The organism is Paenibacillus sp. H1-7, from assembly GCF_022354825.1.
Classification (GTDB): Bacteria; Bacillota; Bacilli; order Paenibacillales; family NBRC-103111; genus Paenibacillus_S.
Genome location: NZ_CP031168.1, coordinates 4,513,630 through 4,537,122, shown reverse-complemented (window position 1 = coordinate 4,537,122; position 23,493 = coordinate 4,513,630). Strand labels below are relative to the sequence as shown.

The following is a 23,493-nucleotide window of genomic DNA, read 5'->3' as shown; positions in this document are numbered from 1 at the left end:
CAGCAGGATCGTATGATGTGAAAGAAGCATACAAATTTCATAATAAGAGGCGATCTGATTGGCGAAGCCGAATGTGATATTGATCATGACCGATCAACAGCGATGGGATACATTATCGTGTGCCGGAAATCCGGTGATTCAAACACCGAACCTAGATTACTTGGCTTCCGAGGGAACATTGTTCGATAATGCGTATAGCTGTACGCCTTCCTGTATACCGGCCAGAGCCTCCTTACTTACGGGGATGAATCCCTGGAATACCGGCATCCTGGGAATGGGACGAGGGCAAGGGCCAATGGGAACAGGATTCGAGCATACGCTTCCCGGTGAGCTTGCTCAAGCGGGTTATCATACGCAAGGCGTCGGTAAAATGCATTTTTCGCCGCAGCGGGTGTTAAACGGCTTTCACAGAACGGTATTGGACGAATCAGGCCGCGCAGAGGATCCGGGCTTTGTCTCGAATTACCGCCGATGGTTCGAACAGAATAAAACCGGCGATTACGATTATACCGATCACGGGATTAGTTGGAATTCATGGATGGCCAGGCCAAACCATGCACCGGAATACTTGCATCCGACGAATTGGACGGTGAACGAATCGATTCAATTCTTAAAGGAGCGGGATCCCCGGAAACCGTTTTTTCTGAAAATGTCGTTTGCAAGGCCGCATTCGCCGTATGATGCGTTGCCCTATTATTTCGATTTGTACATGAAAAAGAACCTTCCGTCCGCCGTTGTCGGCGAATGGGCATCGATTCACGACGATAAAAGGACAGCCTTCAACCCGGATGCTTGGCGGGGCAAGCGACCAGGTGAGGACATCCATCAAGCCCGCGCGGGATATTACGGCTCCATCAACCATATCGACCATCAGATCGGACGACTGTTCCATTACTTGAAGAAGCAGAAGCTGTGGCAAAATACGTTGATTATTTTCACATCGGATCACGGGGATATGATGGGTGACCATAACCTTTGGCGAAAGACTTACGCTTATGAAGGATCGGCCCATGTGCCAATGATCGTCAAATTGCCGCAACAAGCGGGAGTAGCGGTCACGGAAAGAGTAGATGCTCCGGTGGTGCTGCAGGACATCATGCCTACGATTCTGGACGCGGTCGGGCTGCAAATTCCGGATACGGTCGACGGGAAAAGCGTTCTGCCGCTTATGATGGAGGAGAAGCCGCTGTGGCGCGATTATATTCACGGGGAGCACAGTACCTGTTATTCCGAGGAACAGGAAATGCAGTATGTGACGGACGGACGCATCAAATACATATGGTTTCCGCGTCTCGGAACGGAGCAGCTGTTCGATCTGCGGCAGGACCGCTACGAGCTTATCGATCGATCCACTGATCCGAATTACTCCGACACGCTGCTCCGCTGGAGAAGGCGCCTTATTGCAGAGCTTGCGCCCCGTGATGTGGGACTGACAGAGGGAGACCGATTGATTAATCAGGCCGGAAAGCCGCCGATCGTGTCACCCCGTTACCGTGAGCGTCTCGAGAGGGCGGAGCGGGAAGATGATGTATAACTTGCAGAAATCAGGAATCGCAATAGGTCAAGCAGACAACTACAGGAGGCACATATCGATGAACCAGGCAGCAAGCAAACCTAACATATTGTTTATCATGGACGATCAACACCGATTCGATTATTTAGGCTGCATGGGTGCGGAGTACGTCCGTACACCGAATATCGACCGTCTAGCCCGGCGCGGGATTCGCTTCACCCACTGTTACACCAACTCCCCGCTCTGCGTGCCCGCCCGCATCTCGCTGGCTACGGGACTAGACCCGGCGCGTCTCGGTCTGGTCGATAACTCACATGTGCTCAGCAAGCAGCATGAGACGATGTATCAGCGATTTCGCGATAACGGCTATCGCGTTCATTGCGTCGGGAAGCTCGATTTGAACAAGCCGGATCGTTACAACGGCAGGTTCGGCGACAGACCGAATACCTATCAATGGGGCTTCACCCACCCGGAGGAATGTGAAGGCAAGGCGCATGCCGGCTCTTCGCCGACGCCGATTGGTCCGTATACCCATTATCTTGAGCAGCACGGACTGTTGCAAACCTTCTATGACGATTATCGAAGCCGGGGTAAGAAAAACGGCTACTCCCAATCGTTCCGTGATTCGGCGCTGCCGACGGAAGCGTTCGAAGACTGCTACATCGGCCGCAGAGCGGCACATTGGATCGATACGGTACCGGACGACTTCCCATGGTTCTCCTTCGTCAGCTTCGTTGGGCCGCACTCCCCGTTCGATCCGCCGACCGCATACGCCGATAAGTACCGTCACACACAGGTGCCTGAAGCCGCTGATGGGATTGACGGGAAGCCGGCATGGGTCCGGAAAAAGGGAGAGCCGATTCAACCGGACGAAATCACCCTATCCCGCAGGCAATACTGTGCCGCCATTGAGGTGATCGACGATCAGATCGGGTTGATTCTCGATGCGCTGGAGCGACGGGGAATGATGGACAATACGTACATCGTGTTTACGAGCGATCACGGGGAAATGCTGGGCGATCACCGCTTGTACGGCAAAACATTGCCTTACGAGCCGTCCATCCACGTGCCGTTGATCGTGGCCGGTCCAGGGATTGAAGCGGGGCAGGTTTCTGCGGCGATGGTAGAATTGATCGATCTGAATCCAACGGTGGGCGAGCTGGCGGGCCTTCCGCCGCAAAGCGGAATCGACGCGCTTTCGCTCGCGGAGCTGCTGCTCGAAAGCCCCGGAAGCCATCACCGCAGCGAAATTATAAGCTCCGGCAAACATTTCCGATGCCTTCGCAACGAGAAATATAAGCTGATAGCTCATCACGACGAAACGATAGAATTGTATGATATGGAGTCGGATCCTCTCGAGCTTCGCAGCATCGCGAGCGATCAGCCCGAGCTTGTATGCAGCCTGCACGCGAAGCTGGAGCAGCGGTTCGCCGAAGTTACCGTTGACGATGTGCAGCAATCGACTTTCTCATCCTAAGGAGGCTCGCTTAATGACCCAAAGAAGACCGAACATTGTCTACATCATGAGCGACGATCATGGCTATCAAGCGATCGGCTCCTATGGAAGCCGAATCAATGAAACGCCGAATCTGGACCGGATCGCGAATGAAGGCATCCGCTTGAACAACTGCTTCTGCACCAACTCGATATGCGCGCCGAGCAGAGCGGTGATTCTGTCCGGTAAATACAGCCACCACAATGGGGTAAAGACGTTAGCGGACAAATTTGACGGAAGACAGATGACATTTCCGAAGCTGCTGCAAGCATCCGGCTACCAAACGGCGCTCATCGGCAAGTGGCATCTCGGGCACGGCGGCGAACATGATCCGACGGGCTTTGACTATTGGAACGTCGTGCCCGGACAAGGCCGCTACTATGATCCCGAATTTATCGAAATGGGTGAACAACGGACCATCGAAGGGTATGTGACGACCGTGACGACCGATCAGAGCCTTACATGGCTTGAAGAGCGGGATAAAGACAAACCGTTTCTGCTGATGTGCCACTTCAAGGCGCCGCACGGACCATGGCAGCCGGATGAGAAGCATGCGCAGCTGTATGAGGACTTGGAGATTCCGGAGCCGGTCACGTTCTACGACGATTACCGTAATCGGGGAAGCGCCGCCGGAGCCGCCTTAATGAGAATTGACCGGGATTTGCCGAGGAATGTGCCAAAGTACGCTGCACCGGAGGGGTTGACAGCGACGGAGGCGAAGAAATGGTTGTATCAGCATTTCATTAAAGATTACTTGCGCTGCGTCGCATCGATTGACGAGAATGTCGGCCGTCTGCTCGATTATTTGGATGCCGAAGGGTTAACGGAGGATACGATTGTCGTGTACACGTCGGATCAAGGCTTCTACCTGGGCGATCACGGATGGTACGATAAGCGGTTCATGTACGAGGAGTCGCTGCGCATGCCGTTTATAATGCGATATCCAAGGGAGATCACCGCCGGCAGCGATACGGATGCCTTTGCACTGAACGTCGATTTTGCTCCGACCTTCCTGGACTATGCCGGATTGGACATCCCGTCCGACATGCAGGGATGCAGTATCCGCCAGGTCGTGCAAGGCGTTGTACCGGACCACTGGCAGACGTCCGTTTATTATCGGTATTGGATGCATATGGATAAAATACATGCCGTCACCAGCCATTACGGCGTCCGTACCGAGAAGCACAAGCTGATTTATTATTATGGCGAGGCGCTCGGTTGCAAAGGCACCAACGACATTCCCACGCCGAAGGAATGGGAATTGTTCGACCTGGAAAACGACCCGCACGAGTTGAACAATGTTTACGATCTTCCGGAGTATGCCGATGTTGTAGAACGCTTGAAAGCGGAGCTGAACCGGCTGCGCGAGCAAGTGAAAGATTATGAGTAGCGAGGTGTTAACAATGAGTCAAGCAGGTCAAGCGCCTAATATCATCATGATCGTATCCGACCAGCACCGCGCCGATTGGATGGGCTGCACGGGAGCATCGTACCTGAACACAGCGAACCTTGATCGGCTCGCGGAAGGCGGCGTCCGTTTCACGAATGCTTACTGCAATGCGCCGCTTTGCGTGCCTTCCCGCATGTCCATGATCAGCGGACGATACCCTTACCGCACCGAAGTGTGGGGCAACGAGCATGAGCTCGCCTCCGATGTTCCGACCTTTGCGCATGCATTGGGGTTGGCGGGCTATGAGACCGTACTGTGCGGGCGGATGCATTTTAAGGGGCCGGATCAGAGACACGGCTACCAGCAGCGGCTCGTCGGAGACATTACGCCAACCTACAGCGGAGGACCATCCGCTCCCTACGGCAGACTAAAAGGAACCGCGGCGCAAGGCATGTTGTCGCTGGAGCATTCCGGTCCGGGAGACAGCCCGGTGCTAAGGTACGATCAAGCGGTGACGGATGCTTGCGTAGATTTTCTTGACACCCGCCTCCGCAGCGGCGAGAGCCGGAGCTTGTTTCTTACGGTAGGCTACTACGGTCCGCACCCGACATTTATATGCCCGCCGGACATATATGCAGCCACTTCTGAGGCATTGCAAGGCATCGAGCCGATTTCACGAGATGAAGAACCTTTACACCCTTGGGTCGCGGATTGGTTCAACCGGTTAAAGATAGATCAAGCGACCGCCGAGGATGTCCGAAGAGTACGAGCCAGCTACGCGGGACTTGTTCAGCAATTGGACCGCCACATCGGCCGAGTGGTGGAGGCGGCGCGTTCGCTGCCCGGCGACACCATCGTCGTATATGTGAGCGACCATGGCGAAATGGCAGGTGACCACGGCATGTTCTGGAAGCAAAGCTTCTACGAGGGCTCGGCGGCCGTTCCGATGATCTGGCACCCGCTGTCCCAGGACACCGCCGAATTTCAGCTCGCCAGGGGCCGTACGGTCGATGTGCCGGTCAGTCTGATCGATCTGGCGCCGACACTGGTCGGGCTATCCGGTGCCCCCGCAATGCCGGGACTCGACGGCAATGATCTGCGGCCGCTGCTGGAGGCGGGCGCCAGCGCGGACAAAGAGGCCTTTTGGACGGAGCGTCCGGTTTATTGCGAACTGCTGCTGGGGCCTTCCCGTATGATCCGTTTTAAACAATACAAGCTGAACTATTACAGCAACCACGCGGCGCAGCTGTTTGATCTGGAGAGCGACCCGCACGAGAAGCGTGATCTGTACCCGCTGGAAGAATACACTGGTATCCGCGATCAGCTGCTCAAGCTATTGCTGGAAAATTGGAATCCGGAACGGATCAAAGAAACAGTCGCAAGCAAAAAGGCCGACTTGCAGTATTTGACCCAGTGGGGAAAACAGATCGGCTTGGACAATAAGGATTTGTGGCCGTCGGATTACTCGGATTATTAAACGACGCGGACGCCGCAGAAACGGAGGGGTTATGAGCAAACCGAATATTCTGATCATTATGGCCGACCAGCATCGATACGATTGCATAGGCGCCTACGGGAACCGGGACATCCGGACACCGAATCTGGATGACTTGAGTCAAGATGGCGTTACGTATGACAACAGCTTTTGCAGCGCGCCGTTCTGCACCCCTTCGCGCTATTCGTTTCTTACCGGATTATATCCTCACCAGCATTTGGGGTGGAGCAATCGGAGCACGATTCCGAAGGAAATCGATACGTTCCCCCGATTGCTGCGGCAAGCGGGCTACCGTACCCAAGCGGTGGGAAAGATGCATTTTACCCCTACCTATCTGGATCTTGGGTTTGATTCGATGCAGCTGGCAGAACAGAATGGTGACGGCCGATACGAGGACGATTACCACCGTTACTTGCGAGAACGCGATCTAATGGACCGGATCGACCTGATGGATCAAGTGAAAGTGTACAGGGAAAAAGCGACGCAGCCGTATTGGGACTCGTATGGCGCATTAACGTCCGACTTGCCGGAGGAGCACCATTCGACGACATGGATCGGTAACCAGGCGCTGGCAGCACTGGAGTCATGGGGAGAGCATAGCGAGCTGCTGATGGTAAGCTTCATCAAGCCGCACCATCCTTTCGATCCGCCCAAGCCGTGGGATGCCATGTACGATCCCGAAAAGCTTCAACTGCTGCCGGGCTGGACCGAGCAAAATTTGCCGGCGGATTTGCGTATGAACGAGGGCTTCTTCCCGCATGCGAAGCTGACGGAGCCGGTATTGCGCCAAGCGATGGCGTATTATTATGGTTCGATCAGTCAGATCGACCATAAGGTCGGGCAAATGATCGAGACGCTCAAAAGAAAAGGGCTCTACGAGAATACGCTGATCCTGTACACCAGCGATCACGGTGAATATATGGGGTACCACCACATGCTGCTGAAATCGAATTACATGTACGAGCCGCTCATCAAAGTCCCGCTAATCATCAAATATCCGAACAACGAGCAGGCGGGGGAACGATCCGCTTTACTGGTGAATAATATCGATGTTTCCGCTACGCTGCTTGAGCATGCGCAGGTGGACAAAGCGAAGTTCATGGCCGGTAAAAGCATTAGCAGCTTAGCCGGGAACCCGAGGGCCTTCGTCATTGGCGAGAACGGGCGAGGGAAGCAGTATATGGTGAGAACGGAGCGTTACAAGCTGATTTTGACGAGCGACCCTGGCAAATCCGCATTTTTCGATCTGGATGCCGATTCGTACGAGCTGAACAATCTCATCAACGACTCTGCCTATGATCAAGAGATCCGAGCTTGCCGCGAGCATCTGTTCCAAACGCTGCTGTTCGATGCGCCTGCACCGGTCTATGTCGATCCGTTGGCCGAAACAATCAAGGGTGACAATGTTCCGCCGGATCGGTCGGTGGGGACGAATTTAGCGGACTGGATCGCAAGCAATTGGAATGAGAGGTTATTAAGGAGATAACGACAAAGATAACCGTTGACTGGACACTCCGGAAACGCTATTTCCCTAGGGGAGACTGCGTTTCTTTTTGTTTTCAACCATTAATCTTGTGAGGGGAGTGAGACAAATGAACAAAAAGCAAATCGCCATGTTATTGACTATCGCAGCCATGACCGGTACCGGATGCAGCACAAAAAGCTCTGATATACCCGTTACAAGTAATGATGAGCCTGTACAATTGGTTCTGTATCAACGGGGAGCCAACATCTCCGATGAGGAGGTTCAGGCTCTGATTGTCGAACCGGTCAAAAAGAAATATCCGAATATATCGATCACGCTAGTGCGAACGGACACGACCAATACGCCGCAAACCCTTGTCGCCAACGATAATTTGCCTGACATTGTATTCGGAAGTCCCGATGTGATCCGTCAGTTCAAGGAGCTTAATGCCCTGGAGGATTTGACGTCTTTAGTGAAGCTTAACAATGTCGATCTAAACGCTTTTGAACCGACGGCGGTTGAAACGATCCGGGCTTACGGAGATCAAGGACAATTGTATGCCATCCCGTTCTCCATCAACTTTCCCGCGCTGTTCTATAACAAAGATTTGTTTGATAAATTCGGTGTGCCCTATCCCAAAGACGGCATGACGTGGGAAGAAACGACGGAGCTTGCGAAGAAGATGACGCGAATGGAGAACGGGCAGCAATACTACGGCTTACATCCTGCCGGGGTCGATCGAATGGCTGGACAGCTTTCACTGAGTACATATAATCCGACTACGAAAAAAGCAACCTTGACCGGAGACGAGTGGATTCATATTTTCAAAGAGCATAAAGCCATTTGGGATATTCCGGGCAATAAACCCGGGAACAATATTAAAACGTTCGAGGTCGATCGTACGCTGGCGATGATGGCAGCCATGGGAGCACGGCTGGGTGAATTTGAAGAGCTGCATAACCAGGGGAATCCGATGAATTGGGATATGGTATCGCACCCGACCTTTCCGGAAGCGCCAAGGATCGGCGCGGAGCTCGACGTCCACGTCTTGATGCTTACGACAACGGGGAAAAATAAGGATACCGCCTTCAAGGTGCTGCAGGTAGTAACGGATGTGACCAATCAGCATGAAATGAATAAAAGGGGCAGGCTGACGAGCTTGACCGATCCCAAGGCGAAACAGGATTTTGGCGTTAATCTGAAATCTTTGAAAGGGAGGAATATTGATGCGATTTTCTACAATAAAAACGGAGTCAGGAGAGGAATAGACAAATATTCACAGATCGCAAGTACGCAAATCGGCCCGGCCATGAACCAAAAGGTGCTGGCCAATAATGTGGATATTATAACGGCGCTCCGTGAGGCGGAGGAATTGGCCAACAAGGAAATAGAAAAAGAGCTGGCGAACAGTAAATGACCGGCGACTCCAAAGTATGCTGTGCTGTCCGACAAAATGCCAAACCGCAAATGACATAATGATATTGTTAAAAGTAAAAGTCCAAGTAAAATGGTATGTATTGTTTGGTATTTTAGATTGCACCATTTGACCGGACAGCCGGAGACAAAACGTTCTTTCCCTGTAGGGAAGCTGCGTCTTTTAAATTTACACTTATTTCGAGTACATGAGGAGGGAAGCGGATTTGACGAAACAACCGAACATTCTGTTTATTATGAGCGACGATCATGCAGCCCACGCCATGAGCTGTTATGGCAGCAGAATCAATCAGACGCCTAATATTGACCGCATTGCGAATGAGGGGATTCGCTACGACAATTGCTTTTGCACCAATTCCATTTGTGCGCCCAGCAGAGCTACGATCTTAACCGGAATTTACAATCACCTTAACGGTGTCCGGACACTGGGGGACAAGCTTGACGGCAGACAGCCTAACTTCCCTAAGCTGCTTCAAGCCAGCGGCTATCAAACGGCCATCGTCGGGAAATGGCATCTTGGGCAAGGCGGGGACAACGACCCGACTGGGTTTGATTATTGGAATGTACTGCCGGGACAAGGGAAATACTTTGATCCTAATTTCATTGAAAATGGCGAGAAAAAGACGTATGAAGGCTATGTAACGGACCTGATTACAGACTTGTCCCTGGATTGGTTGTGCAGAAGGGACAAGGAACAGCCTTTCATGCTGATGTGCCATCATAAGGCGCCGCACCGTCCATGGGTCCCCGACGAGAAGCATGCCCATTTATATGATGATATCGATATTCCAGAACCGAAAACGTTTCATGACGATTATGCGAATCGTGCCAGTGCGGCCGCTGCAGCCACAATGAGAGTCGATCGCGACTTGAAGGAAGAAGACGTCAAAGGAATACCTCCCGAAGGACTGACGCCTGCGCAGCTAAAAAGCTGGAACTATCAGCGGTATATTAAGGACTACTTGCGATGTATCGCTTCGATTGATGATAATGTAGGACGTCTGTTGGACTATTTGGATCAGGAAGGCATAGCTGACGATACGATCGTCGTGTACACGTCCGATCAAGGCTTTTTCCTAGGTGATCATGGATGGTACGATAAACGTTTTATGTATGAGGAATCGCTGCGCATGCCTTTCGTTGTTCGTTATCCGCAAGAGATCAAGCCGGGATCCGTCCAGTCCGCAATGGTGCTGAATGTTGATTTTGCCGCCACATTCCTGGATTACGCCGATGTACCGATTCCCGAATCGCTCCAGGGAACGAGCCTGCGTCCGTTAAACCGGGGAAATGTGCCTGAAGGCTGGAGAACCTCTATGTATTACCGCTATTGGATGCATTTGGCGCATCATGGCGTATATGCGCATTACGGAGTGCGTACAGACAGGTATAAGCTTATTTATTACTACGCGGAAGCCCTCGGATCAACCGGCGCGATTGACGATCCCAAGCCGCCGGAATGGGAGCTGTTCGATCTGCGGAGAGATCCGCACGAGCTGAACAATATATATGCCGATCCGGCTTATGCAGCGATCGTTAAGGATCTGAAGGATGAGCTTCACCGATTGCAGCATGAAGTACAAGACATAGGAGTTGTAGAGATATAATAGCCATCTTAAATCTAGAGACGCTCTCCCATTGTGGATCCGCGTCTTTTTTGCATTCCATGTTCGTAGGCAGGCAAGGTGTTTTCGCATGGTGATACAACTTAATGATAAACATTTGAAAACATTTTGATATTCCAAATGGGCGGAGAGTCTTTTAAAATGAAATAAATCCCATATAAACAATAGGAATTATTGGTTATATAATAATTTAAAAATGGGGGCATCGCTTTATGACTAAAAAATTGTTGTTATACTCCGGTTTGGCAAGTTTGCTGCTAATCCCTTTGGGATGCAGTAATCATGCAGAAACCGTGAATTCCTCGCAGTCAAATAAAAAAGAAGGAATTGATCAACCAGTCAAGTTGATCGTCAATACGGCGGTCGGTATGAGTGATGATGATTTTGACAAATTAGTTGTTCAACCTGTGCAAAAAAAATACCCGAATATTTCTTTTGAAAAGGCAGCCAAAGCGGAAGAGTTAATTGCTGCAGGAACGGTCCCCGACCTTGTATTTACAAGTAACGCCCAAATCAATCTTTCTTTGGACCTTGGACTCGGTGAAGATTTGTCCCCAATGCTGAAGCAATACAACATTGACTTGAACCGTTTTGAGCCCGAAGTGGTCAGCAGCCTGAAACAAATCGGAAAAAATGGCGAAATCTACGGAATTCCTTTTGACGCGAATGTCGGCCTAATGCTGTATAACAAAGATATATTCGATAAATTCGCCGTTCCGTATCCAAAGGATAACATGACGTGGAACGAAGTGATTGAATTAGCGAGAAAAACGACGCGTTCAGACAACGGCGTTCAGTATATCGGCACGGATCCCGGTACGGCACAATCGATGATTCGTCAATACTCGCTTCCAGTTGTTGACGCCAATCAAGAGAAAGCTGTATTGCAGTCGGAAGGGTATAAGAATGTATTTTCGATCATTAAGCAATTATACGATATACCCGGCTATATCGGTCCGAAAAAGGAATTCAAATACGGTGCCGACACGTTTTTCAAGGATCGAAGATTGGCGATGCTGCCAGGCTGGATCGATGGGACATCCAAGCCGTTGATTGAAATGGAGAAGTCAGGAAGCGCGTTTAACTGGGACGTTGTATCGTATCCTGCCTATGACGACCGTCCCGGCTTGAGCAAACAGGTAGACATTCATCTGTTTCTTGTTCCTCCGACAAGTAAAAACAAAGAGGCAGCCTACCGGGTGCTCGAATTGTTGGTTTCGGATGAGGCCCAACGCGCAATGAACCGTAGCAGTACGCGGCTAACGGTTCTGAAAAATCCGGAAATCAAAAAGTCGTATACCGAGGAACTCGGCATATTCGAAGGGAAAAACCTAGAAGGGCTATTTAAGGTGAAACCAGCGCTGCCGCCGGTTAATACGGTGTATGACAACAGAATTTACGCGGTACTCAGTGATGCGCAAAAAAATATTGGACAAAACGGCATGGATGTTAACACGGCACTTCGAACTGCAGATGAGCAAGCTAATAGCATCATTACGGAAGTAAAAAATGCCAACAAATGAATTCATAATAATAGGTAAACCAATCAAATTGGAGACAACGGAGCAGCAAGCCGTGTGTTGGAGAGCCTTCATATTAATTTGAAACACAATCCCGTACGGTTGTGTTGAATTTTTTAACGATTAGCCATATAGCCAAAACCAATTGTTGAAAAGCTATTGGGATGTTCAACATCATGTAGGTTGCATCCAGACCGATGAAGCGAATCATAAATAATAAGCTTGCCGATATGGACAATATAGAACCAATAAGACCCCAACCTGACAACCAACGTGGAACTAGTTTTGCTTGGTAAAATATGCAGTTAAACAAGAGCATCGCCAATACAAATGCCAGTGTTATTGCCACATGGTTCACCAAATCACGTCCTACCTTTAACAAGCCACCTAAGGTCTGAAAATACGATACATCCAGAATTCCAACTTTTGCAAATTCGTGGCTTAATGTCAATAGCAAGAGAAGAATGATTACACCGATAATAATGAACACACCCGCAATAATGCCGAAAGAAACAGATCCAAGAGCTAAATATTTATTATGCTTACTTAAAATCGGATACATCAAAATTGGAATCCCGACATATGAAACAACCATTAACAACTGGAAAAAGGCTCCCATTAGTACCTGGTTTTCATTTGTAAAAGCTTTTACAATGTAGTCTGCTCCATCTATAACAGGAACAACGCTAAATATCCCTGCAACTATCCCGGCAATGAATAACACTCCAGTAATTACAGCAGAACTTCTACCTGAATTTGTACTACTCCTCAACATAATTAACCTCCCCCAAATAGCTGCTTTTTATAATATGACTGGAAATTATAAGAAAAAACAGATACTTTAGTATGGAAGTTATTCCGGTTTGTAAAGGCTTGACAGCATAAGCAAAAAAAGCCTGCTGCGAAAATAAGCTGTAGGCTTTTTAGGGCATATCGATTTGATTATTTACGAATCATCGATTTCAATATTAAACAAGATGATTTAGCAATGAAAACTGTTGAGCTAAAAATTGCGGCGTATAAGGCATGTCATTTCTCACCCAAGCCACGATCGTACCGATTAACGCAGCTGAACCATACCATATGGCAATGTCTTTTTGAATACCGGCTTCGGAGATGAAGGAATTTCTTTCATTCTCCACAATTTGTGTAACGGTCTGCGACAACATCCTTAGCAAACGCTCCGTAAAAATGGGCGTACGTTTCGAGCCTAGCACAACTTTATAAAATTTTGCATGTTCAGCAATGTGTTCAAGCAAACTAACCATCACAAAGAAAGCTTTCTCTTCTTCTAAACCTGGTTGAAATGGCTTGCGGTTTAAAGCATTTTGTATGTCCTCAATCATATCATCGGCCATCTTCTCCAGCATATCCGGGATATCGCGATAATGCAGATAAAAGGTTACTCGATTTATGGTTGCCCGCTCTGCAATCCGATTAACCGTAATTTTCTCAATCTCCATTTCATGCAATAAATCGATTAGGGCATCTTTCAGCAGTTGGCGTGTTCGAAGGATCCTTGGGTCGATACGAGGCTTGTCTTGATTCATGCGGATAACTCCTTTCCATATTTAATTTACACTTTAATCAGTATTGTATTATAAGTAAGACTTAAGCGACACAATTGCAATAAACGATAACTAAATTACACTTTGTCCTGTAATCGTTGCTTGTAACAATCCTCTTAATGACTATAATATAAACTTCAATGTGTTAATTATAAAACACTTTGTAAATTAAGTATAGAGAAATATGGAGAGGATGGAGGACATTGGGGAATAGTGAAAAGACAAGCAATAGTTTAGTAAAAAAAGGTCCCATTTTGTTTGTTATGATTTTGGGTGCATTTCTTGCGACACTGAATCAAACCATAATGAGTGTTGCGACCCCGGAATTAATGACAGACTTTAATATTTCTGCAACAACAGCTCAGTGGCTAACCACCGGCTACATGTTAGTTAACGGCGTACTGATTCCTATTACGGCCTACCTCATGCAGCGGTTTAGTACAAGGCAGCTTTTCCAGGCTTCCATGATTCTTTTCCTAATCGGCACAGTTGTCTCCGCGATGGCGACGAGCTTTCCGGTTCTGCTATCCGGTCGTATGATTCAAGCAGCTGGTGCGGGTATTATTATGCCGCTTCTTACAAATGTCATTTTAGCGCTGTTCCCGCCGAATAAACGAGGAGCCGCGATGGGGATGATGGGACTGGCCATTATTTTTGCCCCTGCGATTGGCCCGACGCTTGCCGGATATATTTTGGAAAACTATGCATGGCAGACGATGTTTTATGGCATGATCCCGCTTGCCCTTATTGTCATTGCCTGCGGATTCATATTTTTGGGGAACGTATCCGAAAGGGTTAAAACAAAACTGGATATCCTCAGTGTCGTAGCTTCTACCATTGGCTTCGGGACACTGTTATATGGATTCAGCCGTGCGGGGAGCGAAGGGTGGTCAAGCTCAGAGGTTCTTCTATCTATCGCTGTAGGTATAGTAGCCCTCGCGCTATTTACATGGCGTCAGCTGATTTCCAGAGAACCATTGCTAGATTTGCGGGCATTCAAATATAATATGTTTTCCTTGACGACGATTATCAGTATCGCGGTAACGATGATCATGTATGCGGATATGATGCTGCTGCCGCTCTATTTACAAAATGCCCGCGGGTATACAGCCTTAGAATCCGGGCTGCTAATGCTTCCTGGCGCTCTTGTGATGGGCTTTCTCATGCCGGTTACCGGTAAGCTTTTCGATCGATTCGGTGCCAAATGGTTGTCTGTCATTGGGATGGTTATTACGATTGCGACAACGCTTGGTTTTATAAACTTAACTGACTCGACTAGCTACACTTATCTCCTTCTTATGTCTACTGCGCGTCGAATTGGGATGGCGTTGCTGTTGATGCCGATTCAAACCGCAGGCTTGAATCAACTGCCTAACCGATTAAATGCCCATGGTACAGCAATCTCTAATACCATTCGACAAGTTTCCGGTGCGTTGGGAACTTCATTGCTCGTTACCATTATGGCCGATCGAACCAAAACTCATATGAAGGATATGCTGGCTTCTGGCGGAACAAAGGGCGCAACACAGGCTCAGATGGCCACAGAAGCTACCATACAGGGGATCAACGACGCCTATCTCGTTATTGTTGCAATTGGTATTATTGGGCTGGTGCTCACATTCTTTATCAAGCGTGTCAAACAAATTTCTGAAGAAGTACAACCTCAACATGAGATGGACGTAGTTCACGGGCATATAAAAAAAGAACAGGCTGAGACAATCGAGCGCATGGATCAGCAAAGTGCAGACGATGAGTTTCGGAGTGCACTTAGGGACTTTATAAAGAAACCTCGATCCGCTAAAGAGCATGAGAGTTTTAGTGATAGAGAATACAGGATGGCACTTCAGAGGATAAAGGGAGACTTTATCGATGATAGCTCTGAGGAAGAAATGAACGATAAAGGTTATCGAAAGGCTCTGAAGAAACTCCAGCAAAGACCGGACCATTAAGATTAAAAATGATAAGCAAGATTAATAGATTTAATACCGAAAAGGGAGGAGATCATACGATGAAAATTTACATCGTTTATGATAGTGAAGCGGGTCATACGGAACAGCTAGCCCGTTCTATCGCTAAAGGGGCTAAAAGCGTAGAAGGGATAGAGGTATTTATCAATCACGTCAATCATGCAAATATTAAGGATCTCGAACAGATGGATGCTATTATCTGGGGATGTCCCGGACACTTCGGCTCTATTAGTTCCGGGTTAAAAGCATGGATTGATAAGCTCGGTTATTTATGGGCAAATGGGAAATTAGTTGATAAAATCGGTGCCGTATTCTGCACGACAGCAACCGTTCATGGCGGTATCGAAGCAACCTTGCTTAACTTGATCACTCCAATGTTGCATCAAGGGATGATGATCGTCGGGTTGCCGGCTAATATTCCGGATAATGCGCTATACGGCAGTTATTATGGAATAGGGGTTACATCTCCTGATGAAGATACTGATGATGTGCTAAGTCATTCACTTTTTGAGAAGGGTCTTGCACTAGGCGAGGCTCTAGGGAAACGCGTGGCCTATATGACAAACACATTTGTGAATGGAAGGAAATTTCAGAGCACTCAAGCTTACAGCTAAACCTGTTCCATAGCTCGAATCATTATTGGAATGAAACGCTTGAGTTTGTAAATGCAAGAAGGGCGTACCGCCAGCGGTACGCCCCTTTTTGATCCTAACGAAACTGAAACAGGTTTAATCCCAATCCTTCACGGAACCGGATCCGCTGAAGCTTTCGTACACGTAAAATTATGCCTTCTTGTTATCACCGTCTTAACCGGTCACGATTTCATCCACATCGCATTGCTACCCGGATCGTATTCCCGCAGCTGATACCAGGCGCCGCCGGAGTGAACGTAGTTGGACGGGTTTTGTGAGGAAACAGTCGAGCGCTGACCGAGGTAATCCTCATAGTCCGACAGCAGATGTCGGATGATTAGAACTTGATTACATTACAAGCCGCTAAAAACGCGGCATATTTTTTTATGTTATAAGGTTCTTAGAAACTTTAATTCCTAAGGAATGAATGGGTTACGTTTGGGTTACCTTAACTCTAAAACGGAGGTTTTTTATGGAACTGTTCAGAGATGGGGAACCTCATCCTTTGTATGATGAGCTTATGAGTTTGAAAGATGTAAAGATGCGAAACGTTGCCATTAAAGCTGTCAATGGAGTGATTTTAGTATCATACATTGATGATAAATGGATTATTACTTTAAATGATCGCTTCCAGTTAGAAAGTGCTAATATTAACGAAATCATCGATCATGTGGACAAGCTGCATAAAGATAATTCCAATGTTTTAATTCAGTAAAACCTATAAATCCGAGAGGTATCCATGTATAGAGCTCCCCGTATATTTGCTAATTCGAAACCTGTACAGGAGATCAACCTGTTTTATCGCTCTTGGATCCCTGTAAACCCCATAGGACTAGTCCTTCTCATTCACGGAGCAGGAGAACATTCAGGATTTTACACCCATATAGGTAAGGAATGTGTAAACCGGAAGATTGGATTCATGGCACCGGATTTGCGCGGATTTGGAAAATCAGGAGGACAAAGGGGACACGTTGATCGGTTCAAAGAGTACTTAGATGACTTGGATGACTTGGTCACTCAACTGCAAATCCGATATCAGGGATTGCCATTATTTTTATGCGGTCATAGTTTGGGCGGCTTGATCGCAATCCGGTTTGCTCAACAGTTAGAAAGCAAACCGGCCGGTGTCATTTTGTCTTCACCTGCGCTGGGCACCCGCCTTCCAACTACGATTCGAAAATGCTTTGATCTTGTTTCCTTGTTAACCCCGGCATTGCCGCTTGAACTAATAAAATGGAATGAATCGCTGAAAAAGTGGAAATGGTTGCAATCGCGTCTGCCTGGTTGGACTTCCGATTTGTTGGATGATCCCTCAGCTACGATTCAGTATACCCCCCGATGGTTCGCCGAGCTATCGCGTAATGGAACAAAAGCTTTATCAGAAGCAAATAGATTTCATTATCCGACTCTATGCCTTTATGACCGGTTTGACCCCATCGTGAATTCAGATCTTATTGAGCAATTTATTCAGATGATTGTTTCCGAAGATAAAACATGCGCTGTCTTTACGGAAGGAAATCATAGCCTTCTGCAAAACGGAGAATTATTGAACCAAATGTTTCATTGGTTATCCACTCGACTAACTTAATCTTCGAAGTCTGGTTCTCCTCAGACTATGAGTCATAGTAAGTGTGTTTGTATGCTTGCGCGGCCTGTTCAGAGCCAACTGAACGTCTAGCAAGCTTGTCCCATAAAATTTGCATTATTTGGTGTTTTTATCGGATCAAATTTGTGTCGTCATTCGATGGTAAGCAGCCTATGCATATTCACGAGACGATTAAGAAAGAACTCAAATCAGGCTAACGTATTCTTGCCGCTAGGAGAGTGCCATCCATATATGGATGGTTATATGACAAAAACCACCAGTGTCCGGTGGTTTTTTGGTGAATGTCCAGCGTGTAAAGCATCAAATATCAAAGGCTAGGCTTCTACTAGCTCAGGTCTTTTTATTTGAAGTGGGGGTGGTATAAGCCAACCTTTTTCTTTGCTCATTCTTAAAATTTTCAAACCTAGAGCAGTCTTTGTAACATGATACTTTGCAAACAGAGCCCCAATATCCTCACGAATGGACATACCCATTATTTGTGAACATGCCACCAATCCCATAGATGTATCGGCTCCAATCATTGCGGCAATTTCTTGATCTGTAAAACGTGCTCCAACCGGGATATCCGCAAGCTTAGCTTCCGGTCTATCGGGAAGTGAAGGGGAAGGAGTGATTCCATTTTGCGAGAGTATTGTATCACATTCGCTCACTTCCAATTCTGCTTGATCAATTAGCTCTTCTAATGTTTTTTTAAGTTCTTTGTCTCCAGCATGGTATTGATATGCCCGATACGCAGAGATACACCCTTTCGCTTTCGTAGAGAATTGCCATACACTAGAGATTTCGCCATAATGCAACGGTTCATCTTTCGGATTTCCACTTAAAATACCCACTGTAACAGCTCCTCGTTGTAGTTGTTAATTGAAACGAAATTTATTTTGTCTAAGGGGTGTTCCTTTTATTCCTATAGAATTACAGTTTTCATTCTAGTTCACTTGCTTTTCGTACGTATCAGTTTCATAAAAAGTATTTAATTATGAAATAATAAATGAAACTAAATAACGGAGGTGAAGATGTGTCTAAATCATTTATAACCCCTCAAATTATCGCCGGTATTGTAGGTACATTAGCAGCTTTTACCTTTCCAGTTTATTTTGCAATTAAGGGTAGATAGCACAAGAAAGCCACCGTACATATATTATACGATGGAGCAAGGTTGGTAACACCCATCGAACGATAATGAGCAACTGCGGCTGGACTTGCCAATATCGAAACGGCATTGAATGCTCCAATGTTGTAAGTAAGTTTTTTGTAAATAATATGGTTATTATTAAGCCTGAGGAGTCAGAAGTGTCAAATTATGTGTTCTGCGTGGCCAGTTCGAATAAGGGACCTCTCTTTACTGTAACGCTTCCTCATCTGTAACATGTTGTTCATTCTCCGTTCATTCTCGCTTCCTATACTTAAATCATAAAGAGCTGGGAAGCAAAATGTATCTGAGGAGGAACTATACCATGTTAGCATTAGCAGTTATTTTTATTAACTTAGCACTAGTTGCTTATACAATCGGTGTTTGGGGCGAAAAACTTTCTGGTCGATTAAAACCGAATCATTTAGTTTTCTTTTTTGCCGGGTTATTGTTTGACGGAATAGGTACTAGCTTTATGCAACAGCTGAATACAAGCAGAGAAATCAATTTGCACGGTATTACTGGAGCGATTGCCCTGATTTTGATGTTTATTCATGCGATATGGGCAACAATTGTATTATGGAGAAAAAAAGAAAAACAAATCCAGCAGTTTCATAAGTTCAGCTTGGTGGTTTGGGGTTTGTGGTTGATTCCTTATTTGATCGGTGTCGCTTTAAGCATTTTTAAATAAGGCTTATGAGATGTGGAGAGTTGCCATGCTTCTGTAGTATCGCAAATTGAAAATTCGTGAAGATTCAACGATAGTAAGCCGAGTTGAAATTATTTGTTGAATACCCCTTTTGAGAACGATATTGGTAATGACTTATATGCCCAATGAAAATAAGGCGTTACAGGAATTTGTATTAGCTTCACGTTACGATCCTGATTGCGTAGAGGTTACATACAATAAGGCTTTAGTATTGATCTTCAAAGTAAGTCGTTATGCTAATGGGTACGTTAGTTCTATGTTCAATGGAGCAGTTTGCCGAGAGGCGACTGCTCCATTTTCATTAACCTAAAGGGCAGATTAGCGAAATAAACTCTATTCCATATTTCGGTAAATCCATATAACCGGTAGTCAAAGTATCTCCGACGATCTCATTAAAGAACTTTATATTTCCTCATCAGCGGCAGGCGACGCGACGGAGGCAAAATAAAAATAGAGCGAGGTTTTGCGGTGACTAATATGGTGGGATTTTACATAAAAATAGTTGCAATAGCATCCTATATGGCGTATCATGAAATTAGTTGCAATAACATCCTATTTAAGGAGAGAGTAAATTGAGCGAGCATTGGAGACAACCTGATAAGGGCGCAACGGAATCGCATGGCCAATACATCTCAGCCATCTATCGCCACATGCAGATATTGATCTCAGCCGAGCTGGCGCCATATCGAATCGGAAGCGGGCAGTATATATTTCTGATGGCGATTGCTTTTCAGCAGCCAATTACGCAGAAGGCGTTAAGCGAGAAGTTGCTCATTGACAAGACGACTACCGCCAAGGCAATTACCAAGCTGGAAGCAGAAGGATACGTTCGGAGGGAAGTCGATCCCACCGATAACCGTTATCAGCTGCTCTATTTGACAGAATCGGGACGTGAGGTGGTTCCGAAGGTACAGGAAGCGCTGGACCGCGTTAAGAACAAAACTCGGAAGGGCATTACCGATGAGAAGTATGACTTATTGGTAGACCTGCTTAAAACCGTGCTTCGCAATCTGAGCGAGTAGGAGGAGATGAAGAGATGAGCGGGAACAGAGGGGCAGGTTTGACCGAAGAGCTGTTGACTGGGGCTGGCGTTACTATGCACCCTCATTGGCTCGGAGGGTTAGAATTTCAGTTGAACGGTAATGAAAGCATCTTCAAGGCAACCGCTTGTTTGACCTGCTCATCCCGAAAACGGAACGTGATCGATGGATTGAAGAAGGGAACGCAAGGTCGTATCGTATGTATCCCGATTGGGCTGGGTATCCGTTTATTATTTAAATATCGAGCAAGAAGTCGCTCATGCCATTGAAATCGCGCGTTCCAAATAGGATCAAATAAAATTTAGGGGGATGTAATTGATGATAGCAAATCCGTTTATCGTAGTGGAGAATTGCAAAGACGAAATCAAGTATTATCAAAGCGTGTTTGGTCGCGAGATTGCCATTCTCCGTAAGCAAGGGGAAGAGGTGCTTAACGCGGACCTGCATGTAGAGGGGGCAACCCTTAAGTTTGCTGATACTCAAGCGGCAAAGCCGGTAATGAAAGGCGATTACGTGAGAATTTTCTTGAGAATCGAGACGGAGGAAGCGTTCCAAAGGATCTACGAAGAATTTGCGGCCGGAGGGATTATTAATTCGGAAGCGTATGAAGCTCCGTTTAACGGACTGCTGGCCATCGTTACCGACCGAAACGGCGTGTGCTGGGTGCTGTCCTATTATCGAACTTAATGCTGAGAAGTCCAGATGCGGAGTCGTCCTATTTGGGCGACTCGTAGACTCTTTTGTATTTGGAACAAAATCCACAGCTCTCATTGCGCTAACGGGTACGATAGTTTAATAATGATACGAAGCAGCCGTTCAGCAAAATCGGCTGCTTTTTCATTAAAGTAACGGGCAGGATAGTTCAATCGTTTGTCGAACACCTAGGCATTAGGGAAATTACGAAGTTTACAAACGCAAATGAATGTTTGATTAGACGTCCGCACCCTCGTTTGAAAAGTCTAATGGAATAAACCTCAGACGCACACAAAGAAAAGGAGTGAAGTTATGAAATTTCTGCTTACATCTGGTGGCATCAATAACAAAAGCATAAAAGACGCGCTGGTTGGCATGCTGGGCAAGCCGATCGCCCACTCTAACGCCCTGTGCATCCCCACCGCGATGTATGGACACCCCTGGGTCAGCCCCGGCGTCAAAGCCTGGGAATTCATCAGCGGGAAAGAAGAGAATCCCATGGTCGACCTGGGCTGGAAGTCCATCGGTGTGCTGGAGCTCACAGCATTGCCAAGCATCGGCGAAGACCGCTGGATGCCGCTGGTCCGGGAGACGGACGTCCTGCTGGTGGCGGGCGGCGACGCCCTCTACCTGTGCTACTGGATGCGGCAATCCGGGCTGGCAGATCTCTTGCCGTCGCTGCAGGCAGTCTATGTGGGAATGAGCGCCGGGAGTATGGTGATGGCACCTAACATCGGGGAATTCTTCGTTGGCTGGACTCCACCCAACGGTGGCGATGAAGCACTGGGACTGGTTGATTTTGCAATGTTTCCGCATCTGGATCACGAGATGCTGCCGCATAACACAATGGCTGCTGCAGAGAGATGGGCGGCCGGGATGCAGGGGCCGGCGTATGCGATTGATGATCAGACCGCCATCAAAGTGATCGACGGAACAGTCGAAGTTGTTTCTGAAGGGCATTGGAAACTTTTTTCGCCCTGATATTACTCCGCTGTTAACATATAAGGTAACTTGCTTGAATGGTGGGGGTACGATAGCTGAATAAACAACTGACGCGGCTGCCGGCTTGGATATCGGGAGCCGCGTTGTGCTAATGGGGAGGTTAGTTATTACCATATGCACTGAACAGTAGCATAAATATCGCCAAGTTTTGTTTTTTTATATTAACCGGCCGAATCTACTCCTCTTAATAGTTCTGCCCCATATGGGTGATCAACGATATAGAGCCATCTGCCGTCCTGCTGTTTTCTCAGTATCTCAGAAGTGTGGCCTAGGATTTGTATTGGATTCCCATCCTTACCTACAGTTTGAAGGATAAAATGTGCCCGGAGCAAAGCGATATTTTCAAAAGGGATACAGTATATATTCTTGGATATCATGCTGCCTTGTAGTCGCAATAGTTCCTCTAGAGTTTTTCGGATTTGTTCGATTCCTTGATCATAGCCGCCGTTCGGATTAACCAGAATACCGTCCGGTTCGTATAGAGCAAGCAATTTATCGATGTCACCTGAGTTGTAAGCTTCTGCAAACGCAGCATTCATATCTTCTGGATTCATGACGGTTATATCACGAATGGGGGGTTTCATAGAATCGCCTCTTTCTATATGATGTTTATATATGCTAGCTTATCTGAATACCAGCATTAAATTAAGTACGCAGAATAAGATGACATAGTCATAAAAAACTGACCTATGTGGAGGTAAAAGATGCCTTATCAGAACGAAACCTTTGGTTGCCCTGTAGAAGTGGGGCTACAAATGATTAGTGGGAAGTGGAAACCCAGGATCATATTTGAACTGCTTCAGCAGACCCGACGTTTTGGTGAACTTCAACGGTTAATATCCGGCATATCCAGGCATGTTCTTACTACACAACTGCGGGAGCTGGAGGAATGCAATATCGTTAAACGCACCGCTTTTTTGACCGTCCCACCGAAGGTTGAATATAGCTTAACCGATTTTGGGAAAAGCCTGGAACCCATTCTGGAGCAAATGATAAAGGTGGGGGAGCATTACATTTCACTTCAAAAAAAAGAAGTTACAGAGAGTTGAAACTTGGGGTTATATCGATCGCAGGTATCAATTATCAGGGATAGGTCATTGAGCTAACGACAGTACAAAGACCAGGAACAGATCGCCGCAGCTGGCATCTGTTCCTTTTTTCTTTGAAGTAACGGGCAGGCTAACCTGGTGACCGCCTTGAAATAAATAAG

At 47.2% G+C, this 23,493-nt stretch carries 21 protein-coding genes; 17 read left to right on the top strand and 4 right to left on the bottom strand.

Features of this window, described 5'->3' with window-relative positions:
- Positions 1-58: 58 nt before the first annotated feature.
- The 8 genes from DVH26_RS20145 (at position 59) to DVH26_RS20110 (ending at position 11,940) form a co-directional block, all read left to right on the top strand.
- Positions 59-1,534: an arylsulfatase gene (locus DVH26_RS20145; protein ID WP_239624590.1), complete on the top strand. Its 1,476-nt coding sequence runs from the start codon at positions 59-61 to the stop codon at positions 1,532-1,534.
- Between the two features lie 58 nt (positions 1,535-1,592).
- Complete coding sequence (locus DVH26_RS20140; RefSeq protein WP_275590418.1) at positions 1,593-2,990, top strand: sulfatase family protein; 1,398 nt, start codon at positions 1,593-1,595, stop codon at positions 2,988-2,990.
- 13 nt (positions 2,991-3,003) lie between these two features.
- Positions 3,004-4,398: a sulfatase family protein gene (locus tag DVH26_RS20135; protein ID WP_239624587.1), complete on the top strand. Its 1,395-nt coding sequence runs from the start codon at positions 3,004-3,006 to the stop codon at positions 4,396-4,398.
- Positions 4,399-4,411: 13 nt separating this feature from the next.
- Positions 4,412-5,875 carry a sulfatase family protein gene (locus tag DVH26_RS20130; protein ID WP_239624584.1) on the top strand — a complete coding sequence of 488 codons (1,464 nt, stop codon included), beginning with the start codon at positions 4,412-4,414 and terminating at the stop codon, positions 5,873-5,875.
- Positions 5,876-5,906: 31 nt separating this feature from the next.
- A complete protein-coding gene (locus tag DVH26_RS20125) occupies positions 5,907-7,379 on the top strand; it encodes a sulfatase family protein (RefSeq protein ID WP_239624582.1) in 1,473 nt (490 codons plus the stop codon).
- A 106-nt stretch (positions 7,380-7,485) separates the two neighbouring features.
- Entirely contained in the window at positions 7,486-8,775 is a 1,290-nt protein-coding gene (locus DVH26_RS20120) for an ABC transporter substrate-binding protein (RefSeq protein WP_239624579.1), read from the top strand.
- Between the two features lie 223 nt (positions 8,776-8,998).
- Entirely contained in the window at positions 8,999-10,399 is a 1,401-nt protein-coding gene (locus DVH26_RS20115; protein ID WP_239624577.1) for a sulfatase family protein, read from the top strand.
- 230 nt (positions 10,400-10,629) lie between these two features.
- A complete protein-coding gene (locus tag DVH26_RS20110; RefSeq protein WP_239624574.1) occupies positions 10,630-11,940 on the top strand; it encodes an ABC transporter substrate-binding protein in 1,311 nt (436 codons plus the stop codon).
- A gap of 73 nt (positions 11,941-12,013) precedes the next feature.
- Here the strand turns inward: DVH26_RS20110 and DVH26_RS20105 are convergent, their stop codons facing one another.
- Entirely contained in the window at positions 12,014-12,712 is a 699-nt protein-coding gene (locus DVH26_RS20105) for a DUF4386 domain-containing protein (protein ID WP_239624571.1), read from the bottom strand.
- A gap of 193 nt (positions 12,713-12,905) precedes the next feature.
- Positions 12,906-13,487, bottom strand: a complete 582-nt coding sequence (locus tag DVH26_RS20100) for a TetR/AcrR family transcriptional regulator (protein WP_239624568.1) — start codon at positions 13,485-13,487, stop codon at positions 12,906-12,908.
- 281 nt (positions 13,488-13,768) lie between these two features.
- Between DVH26_RS20100 and DVH26_RS20095 the strand changes: the two genes are divergently transcribed.
- The 4 genes from DVH26_RS20095 to DVH26_RS20080 all read left to right on the top strand — a co-directional run bounded on the left by DVH26_RS20095 (position 13,769) and on the right by DVH26_RS20080 (position 17,692).
- Positions 13,769-15,454 carry a DHA2 family efflux MFS transporter permease subunit gene (locus tag DVH26_RS20095; RefSeq protein WP_481857612.1) on the top strand — a complete coding sequence of 562 codons (1,686 nt, stop codon included), beginning with the start codon at positions 13,769-13,771 and terminating at the stop codon, positions 15,452-15,454.
- Between the two features lie 59 nt (positions 15,455-15,513).
- Positions 15,514-16,086 carry an NAD(P)H-dependent oxidoreductase gene (locus DVH26_RS20090; protein ID WP_239624565.1) on the top strand — a complete coding sequence of 191 codons (573 nt, stop codon included), beginning with the start codon at positions 15,514-15,516 and terminating at the stop codon, positions 16,084-16,086.
- A 490-nt stretch (positions 16,087-16,576) separates the two neighbouring features.
- Complete coding sequence (locus tag DVH26_RS20085; RefSeq protein WP_239624563.1) at positions 16,577-16,819, top strand: hypothetical protein; 243 nt, start codon at positions 16,577-16,579, stop codon at positions 16,817-16,819.
- Between the two features lie 24 nt (positions 16,820-16,843).
- Positions 16,844-17,692: an alpha/beta fold hydrolase gene (locus tag DVH26_RS20080; RefSeq protein ID WP_239624561.1), complete on the top strand. Its 849-nt coding sequence runs from the start codon at positions 16,844-16,846 to the stop codon at positions 17,690-17,692.
- A gap of 332 nt (positions 17,693-18,024) precedes the next feature.
- Here the strand turns inward: DVH26_RS20080 and DVH26_RS20075 are convergent, their stop codons facing one another.
- Complete coding sequence (locus DVH26_RS20075) at positions 18,025-18,543, bottom strand: DUF3231 family protein (RefSeq protein WP_239624559.1); 519 nt, start codon at positions 18,541-18,543, stop codon at positions 18,025-18,027.
- Between the two features lie 621 nt (positions 18,544-19,164).
- Between DVH26_RS20075 and DVH26_RS20070 the strand changes: the two genes are divergently transcribed.
- The 4 genes from DVH26_RS20070 to DVH26_RS20055 all read left to right on the top strand — a co-directional run bounded on the left by DVH26_RS20070 (position 19,165) and on the right by DVH26_RS20055 (position 22,262).
- A complete protein-coding gene (locus DVH26_RS20070) occupies positions 19,165-19,530 on the top strand; it encodes an HsmA family protein (protein ID WP_239624557.1) in 366 nt (121 codons plus the stop codon).
- Between the two features lie 590 nt (positions 19,531-20,120).
- A complete protein-coding gene (locus DVH26_RS20065; RefSeq protein WP_239624555.1) occupies positions 20,121-20,570 on the top strand; it encodes a MarR family winged helix-turn-helix transcriptional regulator in 450 nt (149 codons plus the stop codon).
- A 336-nt stretch (positions 20,571-20,906) separates the two neighbouring features.
- Positions 20,907-21,275, top strand: coding sequence for a VOC family protein (locus DVH26_RS20060; RefSeq protein ID WP_239624553.1), 369 nt, complete (start codon positions 20,907-20,909; stop codon positions 21,273-21,275).
- Positions 21,276-21,593: 318 nt separating this feature from the next.
- Positions 21,594-22,262, top strand: coding sequence for a Type 1 glutamine amidotransferase-like domain-containing protein (locus DVH26_RS20055; RefSeq protein ID WP_239624551.1), 669 nt, complete (start codon positions 21,594-21,596; stop codon positions 22,260-22,262).
- A gap of 182 nt (positions 22,263-22,444) precedes the next feature.
- Here DVH26_RS20055 and DVH26_RS20050 read toward each other — a convergent pair whose 3' ends face one another.
- Complete coding sequence (locus DVH26_RS20050; RefSeq protein ID WP_239624548.1) at positions 22,445-22,867, bottom strand: YybH family protein; 423 nt, start codon at positions 22,865-22,867, stop codon at positions 22,445-22,447.
- A gap of 120 nt (positions 22,868-22,987) precedes the next feature.
- Here DVH26_RS20050 and DVH26_RS20045 point away from each other — a divergent pair, with 120 nt between their 5' ends.
- On the top strand, positions 22,988-23,332 hold the full coding sequence (locus DVH26_RS20045; protein WP_239624546.1) for a winged helix-turn-helix transcriptional regulator: 345 nt from the start codon (positions 22,988-22,990) through the stop codon (positions 23,330-23,332).
- Positions 23,333-23,493: the final 161 nt, after the last annotated feature.

Coding starts and splice junctions, on each gene's coding strand:
- DVH26_RS20140 (WP_275590418.1), top strand. CDS start 1,593: ATGAACCAGGCAGCAAGCAAACCTAACATATTGTTTATCATGGACGAT.
- DVH26_RS20135 (WP_239624587.1), top strand. CDS start 3,004: ATGACCCAAAGAAGACCGAACATTGTCTACATCATGAGCGACGATCAT.
- DVH26_RS20095 (WP_481857612.1), top strand. CDS start 13,769: ATGATTTTGGGTGCATTTCTTGCGACACTGAATCAAACCATAATGAGT.
- DVH26_RS20080 (WP_239624561.1), top strand. CDS start 16,844: ATGTATAGAGCTCCCCGTATATTTGCTAATTCGAAACCTGTACAGGAG.
- DVH26_RS20100 (WP_239624568.1), bottom strand. CDS start 13,487: ATGAATCAAGACAAGCCTCGTATCGACCCAAGGATCCTTCGAACACGC.
- DVH26_RS20060 (WP_239624553.1), top strand. CDS start 20,907: ATGATAGCAAATCCGTTTATCGTAGTGGAGAATTGCAAAGACGAAATC.
- DVH26_RS20055 (WP_239624551.1), top strand. CDS start 21,594: ATGAAATTTCTGCTTACATCTGGTGGCATCAATAACAAAAGCATAAAA.
- DVH26_RS20090 (WP_239624565.1), top strand. CDS start 15,514: ATGAAAATTTACATCGTTTATGATAGTGAAGCGGGTCATACGGAACAG.
- DVH26_RS20070 (WP_239624557.1), top strand. CDS start 19,165: ATGTTAGCATTAGCAGTTATTTTTATTAACTTAGCACTAGTTGCTTAT.
- DVH26_RS20050 (WP_239624548.1), bottom strand. CDS start 22,867: ATGAAACCCCCCATTCGTGATATAACCGTCATGAATCCAGAAGATATG.
- DVH26_RS20110 (WP_239624574.1), top strand. CDS start 10,630: ATGACTAAAAAATTGTTGTTATACTCCGGTTTGGCAAGTTTGCTGCTA.
- DVH26_RS20105 (WP_239624571.1), bottom strand. CDS start 12,712: ATGTTGAGGAGTAGTACAAATTCAGGTAGAAGTTCTGCTGTAATTACT.
- DVH26_RS20085 (WP_239624563.1), top strand. CDS start 16,577: ATGGAACTGTTCAGAGATGGGGAACCTCATCCTTTGTATGATGAGCTT.
- DVH26_RS20120 (WP_239624579.1), top strand. CDS start 7,486: ATGAACAAAAAGCAAATCGCCATGTTATTGACTATCGCAGCCATGACC.
- DVH26_RS20130 (WP_239624584.1), top strand. CDS start 4,412: ATGAGTCAAGCAGGTCAAGCGCCTAATATCATCATGATCGTATCCGAC.
- DVH26_RS20045 (WP_239624546.1), top strand. CDS start 22,988: ATGCCTTATCAGAACGAAACCTTTGGTTGCCCTGTAGAAGTGGGGCTA.
- DVH26_RS20125 (WP_239624582.1), top strand. CDS start 5,907: ATGAGCAAACCGAATATTCTGATCATTATGGCCGACCAGCATCGATAC.